The sequence below is a fragment of the Streptomyces plumbidurans genome (assembly GCF_019857225.1).
GTDB lineage: Bacteria > Actinomycetota > Actinomycetes > Streptomycetales > Streptomycetaceae > Streptomyces > Streptomyces plumbidurans.
This window is the reverse complement of sequence record NZ_JAFJSY010000002.1, coordinates 276,670-297,747: the sequence shown is the minus strand read 5'-3', so window position 1 is coordinate 297,747 and position 21,078 is coordinate 276,670. Positions and strand designations below refer to the sequence as shown.

Below are 21,078 nucleotides of genomic sequence, written 5' to 3'. Positions count from 1 at the left end.
GGTGACCGACGCCCAAGAGACCGCAGCAGACACCTCACTGCGAACCACCGGAGGCGCCCCTCCGGAAGACGGCGGAACATCTGTTACGGGGGCGCCGAACGCAGAGCCGATCCCTTTGCTGGAGCCGCGCGAGGGGATTCCACCCGTCATCGCCGACGCGGCCGCACTGGCCGACGTGATCGCCGCCTTCGCGGGCGGCAGCGGCCCCGTGGCCGTGGATGCCGAACGCGCGTCCGGCTACCGCTACGGCCAGCGCGCCTATCTCGTGCAGCTGCGCCGCGAGGGTGCGGGGACCGCGCTGATCGACCCCGTGGCCTGTCCCGATCTGTCGGGTCTCGGCCGGGTGCTCTCCGACGTCGAGTGGGATCTGCATGCCGCCACTCAGGATCTGCCGTGTCTGCGCGAGATAGGCATGGTGCCGACGCGGCTGTTCGACACCGAGCTGGCCGGCCGTCTCGCCGGGTTCCCCCGGGTGGGCCTCGGCGCCATGGTCGAGAACGTCCTCGGCTTCGTACTGGAAAAGGGCCACTCCGCCGTCGACTGGTCGACCCGTCCGCTGCCCGAGCCGTGGCTGCGGTACGCGGCGCTGGACGTCGAGCTCCTTGTCGACCTGCGCGACGCGCTGGAGAAGGAGCTGGACCGGCAGGGCAAGCTGGAGTGGGCCCACCAGGAGTTCGACGCGATCGCCTCGGCCCCGCCGCCGGAGCCGCGCAAGGACCCCTGGCGGCGTACGTCCGGAATGCACAAGGTGCGCCGGCGCCGGCAGCTCGCCGTGGTGCGGGAGCTGTGGCAGACGCGGGACCGGATCGCCCAGCGGCGGGACGTGTCGCCGGGCAAGGTGCTCGGCGACGCCGCCATCGTGGAGGCGGCCCTCGCCCTGCCGGCCGATGCGCAGGCGCTCTCCGCGCTGAACGGCTTCGGGAACCGGATGGGACGGCGCCAGCTGGAGCAGTGGCAGGCCGCGGTGGACCGCGCCAGGGCCCTGACGGAGACGCAGTTGCCCGCTCCGGGGCAGCCGGTGACGGGGCCCCCGCCGCCGCGGGCCTGGGCGGACAAGGACCCGGCGGCGGCCGCGCGGCTGTCGGCGGCCCGGGCAGCCGTGACTGCGCTGGCCGAGCAGCTGAACATGCCCCAGGAGAACCTGATCACCCCGGACACGGTGCGGCGGGTGTGCTGGGAGCCGCCGAAGGACGTCGATCCCGAGACGGTCGGCGCGGCGCTGTCCGGATACGGGGCGCGGCCCTGGCAGGTGGAGCAGGTCACGCCTGTTCTGGTGGCCGCGTTGTCCGCGTAGCCCTTGAACCTGCCGTCCCTGAAGCGGAACGGAGACGTCGAGATCACGCCAAGATCTGCGAGGCGGCGAATGTGACCTTCGCCGCTCACGCCGACAGGACTGGGCAGTCACGTTACTCATAAGTAGCATGGCCATGAGCAAGCGCTCAGCGTCCCGCACCCTGGAGGAGAGCCATCGTGCCTCGTACCGTCAGGGACGTCGTCTTCGTCGACGGCGTCCGTACCCCGTTCGGCAAGGCGGGCCCGAAGGGCATCTACCACGAGACCCGTGCCGACGACCTCGTCGTGAAGGCCATCCGGGAGCTGCTGCGCCGCAACCCCGGTCTCGACCCCAAGCAGATCGACGAGGTCGCCATCGCCGCGACCACGCAGATCGGCGACCAGGGCCTCACGCTCGGCCGCACGGCCGGCATCCTCGCGGGCCTGCCGCAGTCGGTGCCCGGCTACTCGATCGACCGCATGTGCGCCGGCGCGCTCACGGCCGTCACCACCACCGCGGGCTCCATCGCCTTCGGCGCCTACGACGCCGTCATCGCCGGTGGTGTCGAGCACATGGGCCGCCACCCGATGGGCGAGGGCGTGGACCCCAACCCGCGCTTCGTGAGCGAGAAGCTGGTCGACGAGTCCGCCCTGTTCATGGGCATGACCGCGGAGAACCTGCACGACCGCTACCCGCACATCACCAAGGAGCGCGCGGACGAGTACGCGGTGCGCTCGCAGGAGAAGGCCGCCAAGGCGTACGCCAACGGCAAGATCCAGCAGGACCTGGTGCCGATCTCGGTGCGCCGCACCAGCCCCGAGGCCGGTGAGACGGGCTGGGGCCTGGTCACCGCCGACGAGCCGATGCGCCCAGGCACCACGCTGGAGAACCTCGCCGGCCTCAAGACGCCGTTCCGTGTGCACGGCCGGGTCACCGCGGGCAACGCGGCCGGTCTGAACGACGGCGCCACCGCCTCGATCATCGCCTCCGAGGACTTCGCCCGCGAGCACAACCTGCCCGTGAAGATGCGCCTGGTCTCGTACGCCTTCGCGGGCGTCGAGCCGGAGGTCATGGGCTACGGCCCGATCCCGGCCACCGAGAAGGCCCTCGCCAAGGCGGGCCTCGACATCTCCGAGATCGGCCTGTTCGAGATCAACGAGGCCTTCGCCGTCCAGGTCCTGGCCCTGCTGGACCACTACGGCATCGCCGACGACGACCCGCGCGTCAACCAGTACGGCGGCGCGATCGCCTTCGGTCACCCGCTGGCCTCCTCCGGTGTCCGTCTGATGACGCAGCTGGCCCGCCAGTTCGAGGAGCAGCCGGAGGTCCGCTACGGCATCACCACCATGTGTGTCGGCTTCGGCATGGGCGCCACGGTGATCTGGGAGAACCCGAACCACAAGGACGCCGGAGGCAACAAGTGAGCACCACCGAACTCCTGAAGGGCGCGGCCGAGCTGTTCCCCGACGAGGTCGTGACCTCGGCGCACGTACGCCACCTCGACCTGCCCGCCGGCGCCGGGCGCTTCGCGCTCATCACGCTGGACAACGGCTTCGACCACACCAAGCCGACCACCTTCGGCCCGGCCTCGCTGGCGAACCTCAACACCGCCGTCGACCAGGTCGAGAAGGAGGCCGCGGCCGGCGAGATCGTCGGTGTCGGCATCACCGGCAAGCCGTTCATCTTCGCCGTCGGCGCCGACCTCAAGGGCGTCGAGCTGCTGAAGGAGCACAAGGACGCGCTGGCCATCGGCAAGGGCGGCCACGAGGTCTTCAAGCGCCTCGCGGGCCTCGCGGTGCCGACCTTCGCGTACTACAACGGCGCGGCGATGGGCGGTGGCGTCGAGGTCGGTCTGCACTGCCAGTACCGCACCGTCTCCAAGGCGCTGCCCGCCTTCTCGCTCCCCGAGGTCTTCCTCGGCCTGGTGCCCGGCTGGGGCGGCTGCACGATCCTGCCGAACCTGATCGGCGCCGAGAAGGCCGTCTCGGTGATCATCGAGAACAGCCTGAACCAGAACAAGCAGCTCAAGGGCAAGCAGGTCTTCGACCTCGGGATCGCCGACGCGCTCTTCGAGGGCGCCGACTTCCTGGAGCAGTCGCTGATCTGGACCGCCCAGGTGCTCAACGGCGACATCAAGGTCGAGCGCCCGGTGATCGACCGCGGCGAGGCCTGGGACCAGGCCGTCGCCAAGGGCCGCTTCATCGCGGACGGCAAGGTGCACGGCGCCGCTCCGGCCGCCTACCGCGCCCTCGACATCATCGCCGCCGCCAAGAACGGCGACCTGCAGCAGGGCTTCGACGCCGAGGACCAGGCGCTCGCCGACCTGATCACGGGCGGTGAACTGCGCGCCGGCATCTACGCGTTCAACCTGGTGCAGAAGCGCGGCAAGCGCCCGGCCGGCGCCCCGGACAAGAACCTGGCGCGCCCGGTCACCAAGGTCGGCGTGGTCGGCGCGGGCCTGATGGCCAGCCAGTTGGCCCTGCTCTTCCTGCGCCGCCTGGAGGTCCCGGTCGTCCTCACGGACATCGACCAGGAGCGCGTCGACAAGGGTGTGGGCTACGTCCACGGCGAGATCGACAAGCTGCTCGGCAAGGGCCGTATCAACCAGGACAAGGCCAACCGCCTCAAGGCGCTGGTGACCGGTGTGCTGGACAAGGCCGAGGGCTTCTCGGACGCGGACTTCGTCATCGAGGCCGTCTTCGAGGAGATCGGCGTCAAGCAGCAGGTGTTCGCGGAGGTCGAGGCGGTCGCCCCGGCGCACGCGATCCTCGCCACGAACACCTCCTCGCTGTCCGTCTCGGAGATGGCGTCGAAGCTGAAGAACCCCGAGCGGGTCGTGGGCTTCCACTTCTTCAACCCGGTCGCGATCCTGCCGCTGCTGGAGATCGTCCGCGGCGAGCAGACCGACGACGCCTCGCTGGCCACGGCCTTCGCCGTCGCCAAGAAGCTGAAGAAGACCGCGGTTCTCACCAAGGACGCCCCGGCGTTCGTCGTGAACCGCATCCTGACCCGCTTCATGGGCGAGATCCAGAACGTCATCGACGAGGGCACCCCGGTCGAGGTCGCCGAGAAGGCGATCGAGCCGCTCGGCCTGCCGATGTCGCCGCTGGTCCTGCTCGAACTGGTCGGCCCCGCGATCGGCCTGCACGTCTCGGAGACCCTCAACCGGGCCTTCCCGGACCGCTTCAAGGTCTCCCCGAACCTCGCCGCCGTCGTCAAGGCGGGCAAGCGCGGCTTCTACGTCTACGACTCCGGCAAGCCGGAGCTGGACCCGGAGGTCGCCGCGCTGCTGAAGCAGGGCGACACCGTGCTGACCGAGGAGCAGGTCCGCGACCGTGTCCTGGACGCGGTGGCGCAGGAGATCGGGCTCATGCTCGACGAGGGCGTCGTCGCCGAGGCCCAGGACATCGACCTGTGCCTCATCACGGGCGCCGGCTGGCCCTTCCACCTGGGCGGCATCACGCCGTACCTGGACCGCGAGGGTGTCTCCGAGCGCGTGAACGGCAAGAAGTTCCTGGAGCCGGGCGTGGCGTCGGTTCCGGCGTAACATCGCGACACGGCTGAAGAGGGCCTCCGCCGGCGGGCGGAGGCCCTCGCTGTGTGTACGGCGCCTGTCCCGCTACGACCGCCAGGGCCCGAGGGGGCTGCCCGCCGTCGGGGACAGCTGGCGGCGGGTGTGCAGCCGGCCGTCCGTGCCGATGACCGCGACGACGAGCGCGCCCGTGGCGTCGTGGGCCATCGCCGGGGCCTGCGCGAACATCTCCCCGGACTCGCGCCAGTGGGTGCCCGAGACCTCCTTGTCCCGGTCGGGCAGGGAGGTGACGAGACGGCCGCGGCTGCCGCGGTGGGCCAGGAAGGCCTCGCGGGCGCCGCGTTCGGGGGCCCACAGGGCGGCGACGGCGCCGGTGCCGCCGTGACCGCCGAGACCCGCGCCGGAACCGGGCCAGCGGCCGTCGGCGTGCCGGCGGTAGGCCATGACCTGCCCGGTGCCGGCCTCACGGAAGTACAGGCAGGTGCGGCCGTCACCGGAGTCGACGGCGGTGACTCCGCCGGTGGCGGGGCGGCCGGTCCGCAAGGTGTCGTCGAGCTGGAAGGGGCCGCCCGGTGCGGTCTGGTGCCAGCGCCAGACGGTGTTCTTGCCCGGCACATACAGCTCGACGGTGCCGCGCTCGGTGGTCAGGGCGCAGCCCGCGTCCTGGACGAAGGAGCCGCCGAGGTTCTCCCACGGCAGCCAGGTGCCCTCGGCCTCCCGGCGGCGGCAGGCGATGCCCTGGTCGAAGGTGCGGACGAAGACATGGAGCCGGCCTGCCGCGTCCACCGCGGCCGACGGCACACCCACCTCGCGCTGCCGGCGGCCGTCGCCCTGCGTCCAGTCGGGGTTCTCCAGGGTCTGCCAGCCGTTGAACCCGTTGCCGCCCGGGTCCTGCACGGTGTGCACGACGTCGACGGTGACCCCGCCGCCGACGACGTTCTGGCGGCGCAGGCCGACGAGTTCGGCGGGGCCGCCGGGCAGGCCGGTGACGGCGAGCGTCGGCGCGATCCAGCCGTCGCCGAGCACGAAGGGGCCCTTCCACTCGCCGCTCGCCGGACCGGTCTCCGTCCAGAAGGCGAGCCGCCCGGCCAGCACGGCGAACGCGTTGAGCCGGCCGCCCGGCCCGAGCCGCAGCCAGTTCGTGGTCGGCGAGTAGCGGGAGGCGGCGCTCATCATGTGCGTGCTGCGCAGCGGGTTGGGCCCCAACTGGCGGTCGCCGCAGGTGTGGCATGTGCCGTGCGGGCAGCGGGCGGGCGCGTCGAGGCCGCTGTAGGTCGCCAGGTACTCGGTCTTCTCCGTGACGGCGGCCGAGTCGAGGTTGTAGCCCCAGAAGCGGTTGGCGTAGGCGCGGTAGTGCTCGACGACCGGGTTGTGGCCGCCCTCCCGGTACCGGGCGAGAGCGGCGAGCGCGAACTGGGTGGTGCTCGTGTGGTCGGCATGGTCGGAGCACACGAACTCGGCGCGTCCGCCGTCGTGTTCGGGGTCGGGGTCCATGGTGCGCACCGTGGTGGGGCGGACATGGCCGAGGAGGGCGGTCAGGGCGGCGATCAGCTGGTCGCGGCCGACGTGCTGGACCTGGCCGACGGTACAGCCGTGCACCGGCAGCGTGGGCTGGGTGCGCAGGGCGCCCTCCCACAGGTCGTGCAGCCCGGTGCGGGTGCTGCGCTCGGTGGGCGCCTGCTCGCGCAGCTGGAGGAAGTACAGGTTCACCTCGTGGTCGGCCAGGGTGAACCGCTCGGCGGCGAACCCGGGGACCAGGTCGACGGGTTCGCGCCGCCAGGGGTGGTCGCGGTCGCCGGTGGCCATACGGGCGTAGGCGGAGCGCAGCCCGCAGCCGCGCTCGGTGCTGTAGCGGGCGAAGTCCGGTGCCAGGGCGGCGCGTTGGGGGTCGTCGGTGTCGGCGTTGACGCCGTCGCCCTCGCCCGCGGTGACGATCACGGTGGTGATCCGGTCGCCGTCCTGCAGGGAGCGCACCAGGTCGGGGTTCATGAAGTACAGGTCGTCGTCCTGGTGGGCGACGATGTGCAGGACGGAGCGGGTGGGTTCGGTCATCGGCCCTCCTCGGCCGTCGGGTTGAGCGGGGTCACGGCGACCGGCGCCTTCATCGGTCCACGACGTTCATGGCCATGGCGCCGGAGGCGGAGCAGTAGGGCCGCACCCACACCGGGCGGGCCGGGTGCACCACGGCGTACTGCGAGACCTCGTCGCCGACCAGCGGGACGGACGGGTACACGTAGGCGCCCTTGACGTCGGGGAAGTCCTCCAGCAGATGGCACACGCGCACCTTGCGCCGGTCGGACGGGTCGGGCTGCAGCCACCAGTCCCAGTCCTCCCAGCGCTCCAGCCGGTGGTCGACGACCTGGCGCAGCGGTGCCTGCGCGCGGAACGTCTGGCGGCCGAGGACCTCGACTGGCACGGAGAAGGTGCGGCTGTGGCGGCCGCGGCGGCTGACGACGAACAGCGCGCCCGGCTCGATCCGGCGTGGCCCGGTCAGCACGCCCCGCACGGTGACGGCGCCGTCCGCGGACTCGACCTGGGTGCACTCGACGTGCTGCTCGCGTACGACGGTACGCAGCATCAGCCTGCCGTTGGGCTGGGCGTACGGCAGGTTCCAGCCGACCGGGCCGGTCGGGGGACGGGCGATCAGGCGGGCGCGGGCGTCGATGAGGGCGCGGGTGTCGCGGACGCCCGCCTTCATGTGCACGGGCGAGGACTTGGCGGCGCTCATCGTCACCTGCCAGCGTCCGTCGCCGAGTTCGTCGAGGGCGGAGGGGGTCAGGACGGCGGTGTAGCGGGTGCCGCCGTTGTCCAGATCCTTGCGGGAGGTGCGCAGCGGGAGGTCGGGGCGGGGCTCGCCGTCGGAGGGCCTGTGGCGCAGCACGAACCGCCGGCGGCGGCGCCCCTCCTCTGGCCCGTCGGCGGACAGCCGCAGCCAGCCCGCGTCGTCGGCGGTGATGTCCACGGTGGCGGCGCCGATGGAGACGGGCGGCACGGTGAGCTGCTCCGGTCCGGACGCGCGGGCTCCGGCCGGGGCGCGGTAGCCGCGGTGGGCTGCGGCGCGGCGGCGGGCGGCGTCCTCGAAGAGCTCCACGTAGCGGTCGGCCACGGCGGCGGGGTCGTAGCGGGTGGCGTTGCGCAGGGCGGCGGCGCCCATGGCGCGGCGCAGCGGGTCGTCGGCCATGAGGCGGCGCAGTCCCCAGGCGATGCCCTCGACCTCGCCGTTGGGCACGAGGAAGCCGTCCTCGCCGTCGCGCAGGATCTCGCGGGGGCCGACGGGGCAGTCGGTGGAGACGACGGGCAGTCCGCAGCGCATCGCCTCGACGAGCGTCATGCCGAAGGACTCGGCGCTGGAGGTGACCGCGGCGATGGATCCCTTGGCCCACTCGGACTCGATGGGCGAGAAGCCGCCCATGAGCAACGCCCGTCCGGTCAGGCCGAGTTCGGTGACGAGCGCGCGCAGCTTGCCGGCCTCGCCGCCGTCGCCGTAGATCCGCAGCTGCCAGTCGGGGAACTCGTGGGCCAGTTGACCGAAGGCGCGGATGAGGAGGTCGTAGCGCTTGATGTGGTGCATGCGGCCGGCGCTGACGACGACCTTGTGGGAGCAGTCGGAGGGGGCGACGGACGGTTCGGGCACGCTGTTGGGGATGCCGACGACGGGGATGCCGGCGATCGGCGTGTTCTCCATGAAGGAGCGGGCGTCGGCGTCGGTGACCGTGGTGATGGCGTCGAGCCGCGGGTAGACGCGGGCCATCTCGGCGCGCACCGCGGGCGGGATCGCCAGGTGCGTCATGTGTTCCTGGGCCACGCGCAGGGCGCCGTCGCGGGTGTGCGCGGCGACGAAGAGGTTCAGGCTGGGACGGGTGCCCACGACGACGTCGGCGGACGTCCTCTGCAGGTCGCGGATGATGCGTCCGTCGGTGAAGCGGCTGTACTGCGCGTAGAACTCCTCCTGGCGCGGCACCACTTCGCTCGGCTCGTCGCTGCCGGCGGCGCCCTTGTCGGCGGAGCCGGGGCGCAGGTCGACCAGGGCGCGCACGGTGATGCGCGGGGAGATCTCGAACTTGGTGGCGGTGGTGCGCCGGAACACCGAGACGATCTCCACGTCGTGGTGGACGGAGAGTGCCTCGGCGAGGTTGATGACCGTGCGGTTGGTGCCGCCGATGCCGTAGATGTTGTTGATCAGGAAGGAGATCTTCACCGGGCCTGGGGTTCTTTCTGGTCGTGACGCTCCTTCTTCTCGAAGGGGGACGGCACCGGGTAGTAGGTCCGCAGGAAGCGGCTGAGCATCGCCGTCTGGTGCTCGGTGTCATGGCCGTCGGACAGGGTGTCGTTGATGCAGAACGCCTGCCGGTCGCGGCGGGCGAGCAGGATGCCGAGCCTGCGCTGGATCTCGGGCCTGGCGAGGTCGAGGTAGGCGAAGGTGATGTTCGAGGGGACGGCCCGGCCGGTGAAGTAGGCGTAGTAGTGGTACAGCGACGACGGGATGGAGATGTCGGCCGCGCTGCGGAACCGGCTGTGCGAGGTGCGGCGGTGGTCCTCGGCGAACTCGTTCTCGATCTCCGCCAGCACGCTGCACCGCAGGGCGTAGGGGGCGTGCCGGAGCTTCTGCACGATGGCGCTGCCGAAGTGGTCCTGCAGCAGGCGGCGGTTGTTCTTGCCGGCCGCGTCGACCGGGCGGTCCACGGGGGTCAGGTCCCAACGGGGCACCTGCGAGGGGGAGAAGAAGGTGCGGGTCATGCCGTTGGAGAGGAAGAAGTCCTGCGGGGTGACGGGGCTGCCGAGGAACATGTCGTCGTTGAAGTAGAGGAAGTGCTCGCTCAGGCCCTTGATGTGGTGCAGCCGGCTCTCGATGGCGTGCGAGTTGAAGGTGGGCAGCGCGCTCGGGTCGTCGAAGATCTCCGAGTGGTCGACGACGGTGATGCGCGGGTGGTGGTCGTTGAGCCAGGCCGGGCGCTGACGGTCCGTCACCAGGTAGACGTGGCGCACCCAGGGGGCGTTCTGCTCCAACGCGCGCAGGGAGTAGCGCAGTTCGTCACGGCTGATGTAGCGGGCGGCGTTGGCGGACTCGGTGTGGTAACCGTGCTCGCCGTACGCGCCGCGCCGCCGCTGCCACGCGGGGTCGCTGCCGTCGACCCAGGTGTAGACGACGTCGATGGGGAAGCGCACGTCCTCGGGCAGCGGGTCGGCGCACGGCCGGATGGTGCGCACCGAGCGGGTGCGGCGGGTGTGCAGGGCGGCGAAGCCGGTGAGCCGGCTGACCGGGACGGTGACCCGGGGTTCGTCCAGGGCGACGTCCTCGGTGACCCGGTTGGGGCGCGGCGCGTGCAGCCGCCCGTCCTCGGGACGCCAGAACTCGATGTCGCAGCCGTGCTCCAGGCCGAGGACCAGGGAGCCGGCCGGGTCGCTCCACACCATGCCGACCCGCAGCACGCGCGCGTGCCGGGCCAGTCGGCGGCCCGCCCGCGACCCGGCCAGTACGGTGCGGCCCTGCGCCGACTCGCCCCGGCAGGCCCGCAGATGGACGGGGCTGCGTTCGGCGCACCGCTCCAGCACCTGGCCGACCCGCTCCCGGTCGGCCTCGGCGACAGCGAGGCAGGAGCGGAAGTCGGAGCTGCCGCGTACGGCGAAGTAGTCGACGCCGATCTCCTCCAGGGCGGTGACGACGAGTTCGAGGTTGGCCTCGCGCAGACCGAGCGGGGAGACGGCAGGGCGGATCAGCGCGATCCGCGCGCCGTGCCCGGCGAGGGCGGCGAGCCGCTCCCCCGCGCCGGACAGGTGCGGCCAGCGTCGCCGTGCCCGGGCGCCGCGGACGACGCGGGCCATCAGGTTCACGGTGTGCAGCCGGCGCAGCAGTTGCTTGAGCACCATGCGCAGGCGCAGCGGCACCCGGCGCGCGATGCGGCGTCTGAGGCCCGCCGGTACCAGGGTGCGGTACGCGCCTACCGCGGCGGAGGCCTCGGGGTTGCCCATGCTCACGGCTGCTTGTCCGTCTCGTCGTGTCCGTCGGTGCCCGGACCGCCCTCGAAGATGCTCGGGACGGGGAAGTATCGGTGCAGAAAGCTCGTGACGGCCTTGGTGCCGCCGCGGGCGCGGGCCTCGTCGGTGCCGAGGCCGAACAGCTGGATGTGCTGGCTGTCACGGCGGACCAGGAGCCGTTCCAAGTGGTTGGCGATGCCGGGCAGCGCGGCGTGCAGGGCCACGGTGGCCTCGCCGGAGGGGTCGGCCAGGCCCGCGGTGTGGCCGAGGTGGTGGACCACTCCGTCCAGCGGGTGTGTGCCGGGCACGACGGGCAGCCACTGCGCGTCCTCCAGCGGCAGCGGCGCGACGCCGGTGGCGGTGAGCCGGGCGAGCGTCTCGACGCGGTGCGGCTGGGGGCCGTGCGCGTAGCCGTGCGCGACGACGCGGCCGGCGGCCGAGTGGGCGGTGCGGGTCCACGGGGCGAAGGACTCCTGGGCGTTCCAGGGGCCGCGCCGTGGGCGGGTGGTGCCGTTCGGGGTGAAGTAGTCGAAGGGCCGCACCGGCCGGCCGAGCAGGGCGCCGGGGCGCAGCAGCAGGAAGTGCTCGGCCAGGTCGGGCAGTTGGTCCAGATGCCACTCGGAGCCGGGCCGGGCGCGGACGACGGTGAGCCGGTCGTCGGCGACCAGCCAGGCCGGCGGCCTCGCCTCGGCGACCACGTGGACGACGTCCACCCAGGGCGCGTACTGGTGCAGGGAGCGCAGTGCGGCCCGCAGCAGCTGCTCGCCCCAGGGGGTCGCGTGCTGCCACAGCAGGACGGCGTCGACGGGGAAGGTGATCTCCTCCAGGCGCAGGACGTCAAAGTTCTCCAGGGTGATCGTCGGCTCCAGGTCGCCGTCGATGTCGCAGTAGCCGGACAGCCGTTCCAGGCCGATCTCGACGCCGGGTGCGTCGCTGGGCACCGAGCGCTGCACACGGTTGGGCCGCGGGCCTACCAGCCGCTCGGTGGCCAGGTCGGTGTTGGTGCTCCAGAACTCGATCTCGATGCCCTGGTCGTCGCCGACCCAGAGGTTCTCGGTGGGATCGGTGCGCAGCCAGGTCAGGCGGATCACCTTGGCCCTGCCGTAGTGCTTCCACGCCTTGACATGGCTGCCGGGCAGCTCGCGGGTGTCGTTGTTCGCGGGTGAGACGCAGACGACGTAGCCCGTGTGGTCCTCCAGCAACGCGCGTAGTACGCGGCGGACGGCGCCCTTGTCCTTCTGGTCGACGGCCAGGCAGATCCGCCGGTCGTCGAGGGCGGGCACGGCGAACCAGGGGATCTCGGCGGCGTCCAGGGCCTGGGTGACCAGGTCGTGGTCGAGCCGGCGGGCCAGGTCGGTGGTGAGGCCGCTGTGCACGTGGCCGACTCTGCCGTCGGGTGCCTCGGTGCGGCGCTCGGAGCTGCCGAGTCCGGCCCTGCGCACCCGGCGCAGGGCGCGCCGGTGCAGCCGGGCCTCGCGGCGGCTCAGGGTGCGCGCGAGACCCCGTTTGACCTTGCGCCGTACGCCCACCGGGAGGGTGGTGGCGGCGGCGGAGCGTACGGGCTGGGGGACGAGGCGCTTGTAGACGTTGGCCGCGGAGCTCATGGACGTCGGGTCCGACACGTCATGAACTCCGTTTCATCTCTCGTGGGGGCTGGGTGTGGGGAAGTACGCGTTGAGGAAGCCGTCCAGCAGTTCCTGCTGTGCCTCGATGTCCTCGGGTGTCGAGAAGGCGTCGTTGAGGCAGAAGGAGTCCTGGTCCCGGCCGTCCAGCAGCCGTTGCAGCCGGTCTGCGAGGTCCGGCACCGCCAGTTGCAGGTAGGTGAAGGGCATCGATCCCGGTTGCGCACGGCCGGTGAGGGCCGCGTAGTACAGCGCGAAGGACGAGGTGGGCGACAGGTCGGTCATCGCGCGGAAGCGGCTGGCCGCCGTGCGGGCCCAGGCCTCGGGGAAGTCCCGTTCGGCCTCCTCCATCGCGGACCGGCGCAGGGCGTAGGGGATGTGTTCCATCGGCTGGGTGATCACCCTGCCGAAACGTTTCCTCAGCAAAGCCCGGTTGTTCTTGCACGCCGCGTCGACCGGGGTGTCGGTCTCCACGACGGGGCCCTGCGGGATGCGGTTGCGCGAGGGGAAGTAGCGGGCGGTGCCGCTCGGCGTGAAGAAGGCGTGCGGGGCCACCGGGCGGCCCATGAACATGTCGTCGTTGAAGTACAGGAAGTGCTCGGCCAGGCCCTCGATGTGGTGCAGCTGCGACTCGATGGCGTGCGAGTTGAACACCGGCAGCACCGAGCGGTCGCGGAAGATCTCGCGGTGGGTGGCGATCCGCACCCCGGGCAGGTCCTCGCGCAGCCACGGCGGGACCTGGTCGTCGGTGACGATGTACACGTTGCGGATCCAGGGCGCGAACAGGTGCAACGAGCGCACCGAGTAGCGCAGTTCGTCGCGGCTGATGAAGCGCGCGTCGCTGGCCGACTCCGCGTGGTAGACCTCGCCCTTCGCCTGCGCCTTGCGCTGCTGCCAGGCCGGGTCGTTGCCGTCGACCCAGGTGTAGACCGCGTCGACGGGGAAGGTGATGTCGTCCGCGCAGTTCACCAGGAACTCGGAGCGGGTGGCGAGCGCGGGCGCCAGGTGCCGCGGGGTCCAGTCCGACACGAACCGACTGAACAGTCTGGCCGCCCCGAGGACGTTCGGGCCGTCGGCCGCGACGGCCCAGGTGGCGCGGTTGGCACGCGGCGCGACGAGGTAGCCGCCGTTGCGCAGCCAGAACTCGACCGCGCAGCCGTACTCGTGCCCGAGCAGCAGATGCCGCCCCGGGTCGGTGCGGTACCAGCTGACCTGCAGGACGCGCGCGGCGGTGACCTCGCGCCAGGCCCTGGAGTCCCGGGAGGACACGGGCTTGGACGGACGGGGTGCGTCGGGGTCGATCACGCTCAGGTGCCCCGGGTACTGGCTCAGCCCGCGGAACACCGCGCCCAGCACCCGCTCCCGGTACTCCTCGGCGACGGCGACGACCGTGCCGTGGTCGGCGGTGCCGCGGACGGCGAAGTGGGGGACGCCGGCCGAGTCGAGCAGGGCGGTCAGCGCGCTGCGGTTGGCCTCGCGTGCCGACAGCGGCGTCAGGCCGGGCTCGACGTAGACGTCACCGTGCTCCGCGGTCGCCGTGGTGGGCACGGAGCCGGCGGCGGGACGCGCCGCGGCACCGCCTCGAGCGGTTCGACCGGCGGCCGGACGCGGCGCCCGCCCCACAGCATGATCGGATACGGCCGTCACGTCGATCGCCCCCCACGGGCCGACGCACACAGCAGCACAGCCACCCCACCCTCCCCTTGCTCACCCGGCACGGCCGAAGGTGAGTACTCGTGGTCGCTCGCCTTCGTGCCCCCCGGCTCGAAATGCGACCACATCGGCGACGGCAGGCAGCCGTCGCCGGTTCACACCGAATGTTTAACCTTCACAGGACCGGCACATCATCAGCAAGCGCATACACAGCTGTCAAGATCAGTCAGAAATGACAGAAAACACATACAACCCTTAATTGCTTCTGAACGTCTGATGACCGGTGGACGACCGTCCACCACCGCAGACGGGCCCGGCCTCTCCCCCCACTCGTGCCCCGAGCCATTTGGTTGAGGAGAGAGGACCGAACGCACATGACGCACGCCCAGACGGAGACGGGGCCCCGGGACTCAGGGCACGCACCGTCACGCCGCCGGGCCAGGCCGCCCCGTCGGCGCCGTCGGATCTGGCGCTGGATCGCGCTGAGCCTCGTCCTGCTGGTGCTGGCCGCGGGCGGTGCCGGTTACTGGATCTACAGCGATCTCAACGGCAACATCAAGGGCGTCGATCTGGACAAGGCGATCGGTGACAACCGCCCCGAGAAGCTGCCCACGTCGGGGCAGAACCTCCTGGTCCTCGGCTCGGACTCGCGCTCCGGCGCCAACGCGTCCCTGGGCACGGGCAAGGTCGCGGGGGCGCGCTCCGACACCGCGTTGGTGATCCACATACCCGAGGGCCGGCGGAAGGCGGTCGCCGTGAGCATCCCGCGCGACACGCTGGTGACACGGCCCGAGTGCCGGGCGAAGGACGGCTCGCAGCTGCCCTCCGCGAAGCGCGTGATGTTCAACTCGGTCTACTCGCTGGCCGGTCCGGCCTGTGTGGTCAAGACGGTCGAGCAGATGTCGGGCGTCCGCCTCGACCACTTCGTGGAGATCGACTTCGCGGGCTTCAAGGGGCTCGTCGACGCGATCGGCGGGGTGGACATCACCGTCGACCAGGACATCCACGACAAGTCCAGCGGCCTTGATCTGACGGCCGGTGCGCATCGGCTCGACGGCACGCAGTCGCTGGAGTTCGTGCGCACCCGGCACGGCATCGGCGACGGCAGCGACCTCGGACGCATCGGTCTGCAGCAGCAGTTCATGATCGCCCTGCTGAGCGAGATCAAGAAGCAGGACCTGCTCGGCAGCCCCACGAAGACCTACCGGATCGCCAACGGCCTGACCAAGTCCCTCACCACCGACTCGGGGCTCGCCTCCCTCACCAAGCTCGCCAGGTTCGCCCGCAGCATGAACGGCATCGACCCCGCCACGATGGAGACGATCATGCTGCCGGTGAAGTACGACGTGCAGGACCCGAACCGCGTGGTCGCCGCCCAGCCGAACGCCGACCGCCTCTGGGCGGCCCTGCGCAAGGACCAGGAGATCCCCGAGTCGGCGAAGAAGTCACCGGCGCGGGGCGGGGGTTCGGGGTCGAGCTCCTGACGGCCGGGGCGGGGGCGGCACGGCACCCTCCCCCGCCACCCGCCGCGTCCGTCCGCGCGCGCCCGTCCGTCCGCCCGTCAGACGCGTACCGACGGAGACAGCGCCAGGCCCGGCCCGCCCGACTGGCGGGCTATGTGGAGGGCGCCGTCCTTGGTGACGGTGGCCATGACGACGCGGCCGTGGGCGTCCAGGGACAGGGCGGGGGCCCCGGCGGAGGACTCACCGGTGGGCGACCACCAAAGGCCCGCCTGTTCGTTCTCGGTGCCGCACACCGCCAGCATGACCTCGCCGTCGAGGCCGCGGTGCGCGAGCACGGTGCAGTCGTAGCCGTCGAGCGGCGCCCGCAGCAGCGCGGGGGGCTCGGCGGCCGGGGCGCCCCCGAGCGGGATCAGCCAGCCGCCCGGCCGGTGGGCGACCAGCCCGCCGGTGTTCCGGTCGGCCCAGTAGTACGTCGCCCGGTCCGGCGCCGTCTCCAGCGCGGCCGCCGTGCCCGGGGTGACCTGCAGCGCGATGTTCGGCTCCTGCCCGAAGCCTCCGTCGGGTTCGGCCTGCCGCCACCACATGGCGTCCTGGCCGCCGCCCGCCAGCACCTCGATGCGCCCGGACGCGTGGGAGGTCACCGCGAGTCCGTCCCGCACCCCGCTGCCGTGGAGGTCCTCCCACGGCTGCCACTTCCCGGTCGGGCCCTCGCGGCGCAGCATCAGACCGCGCCCCGCGTTGCGCGCGAAGACGTGCACGCGCCCCGACCCGCTCACCGCGCCCACGGGTGTGCCGAAGCGTGCGGCCTTCTCCCGGTCCTTGTGCGGATTGCCCAGCGAACGCCACTCGGTGACCGGACGGCTCGTCTGGTACTGGATGGCGTGCACGATGTCCACGGCGGGCGGCCCGTCGCCCTTGCGCACCTCACGTCGCCCCAGGAAGTGGACGTAGCTGTCCGCCCCCTGGACCACCGACAGATGGGTCAGGTCCGCCACGGGGAAGAACTCGGGGCCCGTCCAGTGCGGACCGCCCGGCCGGAGCTCCGTCCAGCGCAGCAGCCCGCCACGGGTGCGGGCGTAGGCCGTCAGCCGGCCGTCCTTGCCGCGCAGCAGCCAGCGGCCGTCCACGGTCGCCTCCGCCGCGTGGCCCCCGTGTCCGCCGTGACCCCCGGTCTCCCGGTGTGCGACAGCGTGCTCGGTCGTTCTGCGTCGGGCGGCGCCGCGCCCGGATCCGGTCCGCATGACGTGGCCCGCCCCTCCCTTGCCGCCCGGCGTGGCTGACCTGCCGTTTCCCGGACACCTGTTGCACGGGGAAGCCGGGCGCGCCCCATCATAGGTCGAACGTTCTGCGAACACCGTGTGACCAAGGCGTGGAGGCCGCCGCCCCTCACACCTCCCGCCAGGCCTCCAACGCCAGCCCCGGCTCGTCCTTGCGCCGGGTGAGGAACAGCTGTCCCGTCGACGGTGACAGCGTCGCCGCCACCACGCGGCCGTCCTCGTCGGTCGCGAGGGAGACCGTGGCGTCCGAGGGGAGCGCGGGGCCCGACTCGGTCCACCAGGCGCCCGCCGACTCCTGCTCGGTGGGGTACGCGGCGAAGGCGACGCGCCCGCTCGCCGAGCGCTGGGCGAGCAACGTGCAGTCGTGGCCGTCGAGTTCGCAGCGCACCGCGGAGACCGGGCCCGGTCCGGCCGACGGCAACAGCGTGACCGCCTTGCCGCCGGGGCGCCAGGCGCACAGGTCGCCCGAGTCGTCGGTGTAGAAGAGGGTGGTGCTCTGCGGGGAGGTGGCGAGGGCGCGCAGGGTGCCCGGGCGGACGGAGGCCTCCAGTGCCTCCTCCAGCGCGGGCTGTTCCCCCGCCTTCTCCTGCCGCCAGTACACGAGGCCGCCGGGGACGGCCGCGTACAGCTCGACGCGTCCGGACTCGCCGGTGACGGCCGCCAACTCCTCTTGCACCTCACGCCCCTTGAGGTCGCGCCAGGGCCCCCAGCCGCCCTTCTCCTTCTGGCCGAGCATGCTCACCCCGCCGCCCCCGTTGCGGACGAAGACATGGGCGCGGCCCTCGGCGTCGACCGCGACCGCCGGGGTACCGGTCCGGTCGCCCTTCTTGTTGGGGTGGCCGATCGGGTTCCAGTCGAGGGCGGCGAGCCGGGGCCGGAAGTGGGTGGAGTGGACCAGGCCGGCCTCGCCGGGGACGGTGGGCCGCCAGGAGACCAGATGGGCGTAGGCGTTGCGCCCCTGGCCGACGGCGGGGGACGGGAGCAGCTTCTGGTCGCCGCCGATCCGGTGCGCGGGTGTCCACGCGCTGCCGGGTCCGCGTTCCGCGCGGCACAGGACCGCGTCGTCCGTCGGCAGATAGACACTGAGCCGGCCGTCGCGGCCGCGTATGAGCCAGTCGCCGTTCACCGGTTCACTCTATGCGGGGCGGCGCGCCCGGCGCGTCCCGGCCCCCGCGTGACGCACGGCTCCGAACGGGTCCGGTGCGCGCGACGGGGCACCCGGCGGGCAGGCTGTACCCAGCAACCACCGCACAAGGGCAACCCCGCACGAGTAAGGAAGCCGACCTCATGACCGACCAGCTCACCGTGAGCGTCCTGGGCACGGGCATCATGGGCGCCGCGATGGCGCGCAACCTCGCCCGCGCCGGCCACACCGTCCGCGCCTGGAACCGCACCCGCGCCAAGGCCGAGCCGCTCACCTCCGACGGCATCCACGTCTGCGACTCCCCCGCCGAGGCGGTGCGGGGCGCCGACGCCGTCCTGACGATGCTCTACGACGGTCCCGCCGCCCTGGCCGTCATGCGCGAGGCCGCCTCGGCGCTGCGCCCCGGCGCCGCCTGGGTGCAGGCGACCACCGCGGGCATCGAGGCGACCGGCGACCTCGCCGCGTTCGCCCGGGAGCACGAACTCGTCTTCTACGACGCCCCCGTGCTCGGCTCCCGCCAGCCCGCCGAGGCCGGTCAGCTGACCGTGCTGGCCGCCGGGCCCGTCGAGGGCCGCAAGACCGTGCAGCCGCTGTTCGACGCGGTCGGCGCGCGCACCGTGTGGACGGGCGAGGACGGCGCGGCGGGCAGCGCGAGCCGGCTGAAGCTGGTGGCCAACAGCTGGGTGCTCGCGGCCACCGCGGCGACCGGCGAGGTCCTGGCGCTGGCGAAGGCGCTCGACGTCGCCCCGGACAGCTTCTTCGACCTGATCGCCGGCGGTCCGCTCGACATGGGCTACCTCAAGGCCAAGGCGGCCCTGGTGCTGGAGGACCGGCTCACCCCGGCCAGCTTCGCGGTGGACACCGCGGCCAAGGACGCCCGGCTGATCGTGGAGGCCGGCCGGCAGCACGGGGTACGGCTGGACGTGGCCGCCGCGAGCGCGGAGCGCATGGAGCGGGCCGCCGCCCAGGGCCACGCCGACGAGGACATGGCCGCGGCGTACTTCGCCAGCTTCGACGAGAAGGAGAACGAGAAAGGGAACGAGAACGCGAAAGAGAACGAGGACGGGAAGCGGGCCGGCTGACTCATGGGGGCCGATGACCGGGGTGACTCCCCGCTGCTGCTGATCGTCGACGCCGCGAACGTCGTCGGGTCGGTCCCCGACGGCTGGTGGCGCGACCGCAGGGGCGCCGCGGAACGCCTGCGCGACCGGCTGGCGGCCGACGGCCTGCCGGGCCACGACGGGCCCGTCGAGATCGTCCTCGTGGTCGAGGGCGCCGCCCGCGGGGTGGAGTCCGTGCCCGGCGTACGGGTGGAGCCGGCCCCGGGCAGCGGGGACGACCGCATGGTCGAGCTGGTGGCGGGCGCGGGCGAGCGGCCCGTCCTGGTGGTGACGGCGGACCGGGAACTGCGGCGGCGCGTACAGGATCTGGGCGCCGAGGTCGCGGGCCCACGGACCGTCAGACCGTCGTAGCGCCTCGACTCACGAGAACGCCCCGCGGCCCCCGTCCGTCCTCTCCGAAAGGGGACGCACGGGGGCCGCGGATCTGAAGACGACGTCTACTGACTGCTCGTCACAGCCCCTTCTCCGGACCGGGCGAGCCGGCTGTGGGAGCGGCTGTAGAAGAAGTACACGACGAGGCCGATCACCATCCAGATGGCGAACCGCAGCCAGGTCTCGGCGGGCAGGTTCAGCATCAGCCACAGCGAGGCCAGCACCGACACGATCGGCAGGAAGGGCACCAGCGGGGTGCGGAAGGAACGCTCCAGGTCGGGGCGGCTCCTGCGCAGGATGATCACGCTGATCGCGACGATGATGAAGGCGAAGAGCGTGCCGATGTTCACCAGTTCGGCGAGCTCGCTGAGGCTGGTGAAGCCGGCGACGATCGCGATGATGACGCCGAGGAGGATCGTCGGCCGGTACGGGGTGCGGAACCTGGGGTGCGTGTGCGAGAAGAACCGCGGCAGCAGCCCGTCGCGGCTCATCGCGAAGAACACCCGGGACTGGCCGAGGAGCAGGATCATGCACACCGTGGTCAGGCCGACGGCGGCGCCGAAGCTGATCAGACCGGCGAACCACGGGTGCCCGGTGGCCTTGAACGCGTCGGCGAGCGGCGCGTCCACGGAGAGCTTGCTGTACTTCTGCATGCCGGTCACCACGATCGACACGGCGACGTAGAGCGTGGTGCAGATGATCAGGGAGCCGAGGATGCCGCGCGGCACGTCCCGCTGCGGGTTGCGGGTCTCCTCGGCGGCGGTGGCCACGACGTCGAAGCCGATGAAGGCGAAGAAGACGACGGACGCGGCGGTGAAGATGCCCATCACACCGAAGTCGGACGGCGCCCAGCCGAACATCAGCTGGATCAGTGGCGCCTTCAGATCGCCGCCCGCCGGTACGGCCTGTTCCTTCGGGATGAACGGGTCGTAGTTGTCGCCCTTGATGAAGAAGGCGCCCGCGATGATGACGACGAGGACGACGGCCACCTTGATGGCGACGACGATCGAGGTGACCCGCGCGGAGAGCTTCATGCCGAGGACGAGGATCGCGGTCAGCACCAGCACGAGGGCCGCGGCGAGGATGTCGAAGCCGAACCCGGAGGCGCCGTCCCGGCCGCTGAGCGCCTCGGGCAGATGCCAGCCGGCGTTGTCCAGCAGCGAGTGGATGTAGCCGGACCAGCCGACGGCCACCACCGCCGTGCCGAGCGCCAGCTCCAGGACCAGGTCCCAGCCGATGATCCAGGCGGGGAACTCGCCCATTGAGGCGTACGAGAAGGTGTACGCGGAGCCCGCGACCGGGACCGTGGAGGCGAACTCGGCGTAGCACAGGGCGGCGAGCGCGCAGACGACTCCGGCGACGACGAAGGAGAGTGAGACCGCGGGGCCCGCGGTGTTCTTCGCCGCCGTGCCGGTCAGGACGAAGATGCCGGTGCCGATGATGACACCGACGCCGAACACCGTCAGGTCGAGAGCCGACAGTGACTTCCTGAGCGCGTGTTCCGGTTCCTCGGTGTCCTGGATGGACTGTTCGATGTTCTTCGTCCTGAAGAGCGTGCTGCTCACGTACCTACCTCCCACGTTTGTGAGACCTCGATATGGCTCAACATGATCGAGAGGGCCGGGAGTGCGTATGCCCCGGCAAG

General features: G+C 72.0%; 14 protein-coding genes. 6 read left to right on the top strand and 8 right to left on the bottom strand.

All coding sequences use genetic code 11. The annotated features are described in order from the left end of the window. Position 1 precedes the first annotated feature (1 nt). From JYK17_RS02735 to JYK17_RS02725, 3 genes are all read left to right on the top strand, one after another. Positions 2 to 1,294: an HRDC domain-containing protein gene (locus JYK17_RS02735; protein ID WP_206660141.1), complete on the top strand. Its 1,293-nt coding sequence runs from the start codon at positions 2 to 4 to the stop codon at positions 1,292 to 1,294. A 176-nt stretch (positions 1,295 to 1,470) separates the two neighbouring features. After that, positions 1,471 to 2,697: a thiolase family protein gene (locus JYK17_RS02730; RefSeq protein WP_128801668.1), complete on the top strand. Its 1,227-nt coding sequence runs from the start codon at positions 1,471 to 1,473 to the stop codon at positions 2,695 to 2,697. Continuing rightward, positions 2,694 to 4,820 carry a 3-hydroxyacyl-CoA dehydrogenase NAD-binding domain-containing protein gene (locus JYK17_RS02725; RefSeq protein ID WP_108006991.1) on the top strand — a complete coding sequence of 709 codons (2,127 nt, stop codon included), beginning with the start codon at positions 2,694 to 2,696 and terminating at the stop codon, positions 4,818 to 4,820. Before JYK17_RS02730 ends, JYK17_RS02725 begins: the two co-directional genes overlap by 4 nt. A 72-nt stretch (positions 4,821 to 4,892) precedes the next feature. Here JYK17_RS02725 and JYK17_RS02720 read toward each other — a convergent pair whose 3' ends face one another. The 5 genes from JYK17_RS02720 to JYK17_RS02700 are packed head-to-tail and all read right to left on the bottom strand — an operon-like array spanning position 4,893 to position 14,050. Continuing rightward, complete coding sequence (locus JYK17_RS02720; protein ID WP_222809675.1) at positions 4,893 to 6,857, bottom strand: DUF8189 domain-containing protein; 1,965 nt, start codon at positions 6,855 to 6,857, stop codon at positions 4,893 to 4,895. Between the two features lie 49 nt (positions 6,858 to 6,906). Next, positions 6,907 to 9,003: a glycosyltransferase family 4 protein gene (locus JYK17_RS02715; protein WP_222809674.1), complete on the bottom strand. Its 2,097-nt coding sequence runs from the start codon at positions 9,001 to 9,003 to the stop codon at positions 6,907 to 6,909. Further along, a complete protein-coding gene (locus tag JYK17_RS02710; protein WP_234548202.1) occupies positions 9,000 to 10,775 on the bottom strand; it encodes a stealth family protein in 1,776 nt (591 codons plus the stop codon). The genes JYK17_RS02715 and JYK17_RS02710 overlap by 4 nt, the downstream gene beginning before the upstream one ends. Before the next feature lie 2 nt (positions 10,776 to 10,777). After that, positions 10,778 to 12,403 carry a stealth family protein gene (locus tag JYK17_RS02705; RefSeq protein WP_222809672.1) on the bottom strand — a complete coding sequence of 542 codons (1,626 nt, stop codon included), beginning with the start codon at positions 12,401 to 12,403 and terminating at the stop codon, positions 10,778 to 10,780. Positions 12,404 to 12,418: 15 nt separating this feature from the next. After that, complete coding sequence (locus tag JYK17_RS02700; RefSeq protein ID WP_372464899.1) at positions 12,419 to 14,050, bottom strand: stealth family protein; 1,632 nt, start codon at positions 14,048 to 14,050, stop codon at positions 12,419 to 12,421. A 380-nt stretch (positions 14,051 to 14,430) separates the two neighbouring features. Between JYK17_RS02700 and JYK17_RS02695 the strand changes: the two genes are divergently transcribed. Next, positions 14,431 to 15,540, top strand: a complete 1,110-nt coding sequence (locus tag JYK17_RS02695) for an LCP family protein (protein ID WP_108007003.1) — start codon at positions 14,431 to 14,433, stop codon at positions 15,538 to 15,540. Positions 15,541 to 15,617: 77 nt separating this feature from the next. Here the strand turns inward: JYK17_RS02695 and JYK17_RS02690 are convergent, their stop codons facing one another. Together JYK17_RS02690 and JYK17_RS02685 are read right to left on the bottom strand one after the other, a co-directional pair. Next, positions 15,618 to 16,760 (bottom strand): PLL family lectin, encoded by a 1,143-nt coding sequence (locus tag JYK17_RS02690; RefSeq protein ID WP_222809670.1) that lies wholly within the window; start codon positions 16,758 to 16,760, stop codon positions 15,618 to 15,620. 145 nt (positions 16,761 to 16,905) lie between these two features. Then, on the bottom strand, positions 16,906 to 17,922 hold the full coding sequence (locus tag JYK17_RS02685; RefSeq protein ID WP_222809669.1) for a PLL family lectin: 1,017 nt from the start codon (positions 17,920 to 17,922) through the stop codon (positions 16,906 to 16,908). 161 nt (positions 17,923 to 18,083) lie between these two features. Between JYK17_RS02685 and JYK17_RS02680 the strand changes: the two genes are divergently transcribed. After that, a complete protein-coding gene (locus JYK17_RS02680; RefSeq protein WP_222809668.1) occupies positions 18,084 to 19,022 on the top strand; it encodes an NAD(P)-dependent oxidoreductase in 939 nt (312 codons plus the stop codon). A gap of 3 nt (positions 19,023 to 19,025) precedes the next feature. Continuing rightward, positions 19,026 to 19,412 (top strand): PIN domain-containing protein, encoded by a 387-nt coding sequence (locus JYK17_RS02675; RefSeq protein ID WP_108007010.1) that lies wholly within the window; start codon positions 19,026 to 19,028, stop codon positions 19,410 to 19,412. An 86-nt stretch (positions 19,413 to 19,498) separates the two neighbouring features. Here the strand turns inward: JYK17_RS02675 and JYK17_RS02670 are convergent, their stop codons facing one another. Beyond that, positions 19,499 to 20,998 carry an amino acid permease gene (locus JYK17_RS02670; RefSeq protein ID WP_128801677.1) on the bottom strand — a complete coding sequence of 500 codons (1,500 nt, stop codon included), beginning with the start codon at positions 20,996 to 20,998 and terminating at the stop codon, positions 19,499 to 19,501. Between the last annotated feature and the right edge of the window lie 80 nt (positions 20,999 to 21,078).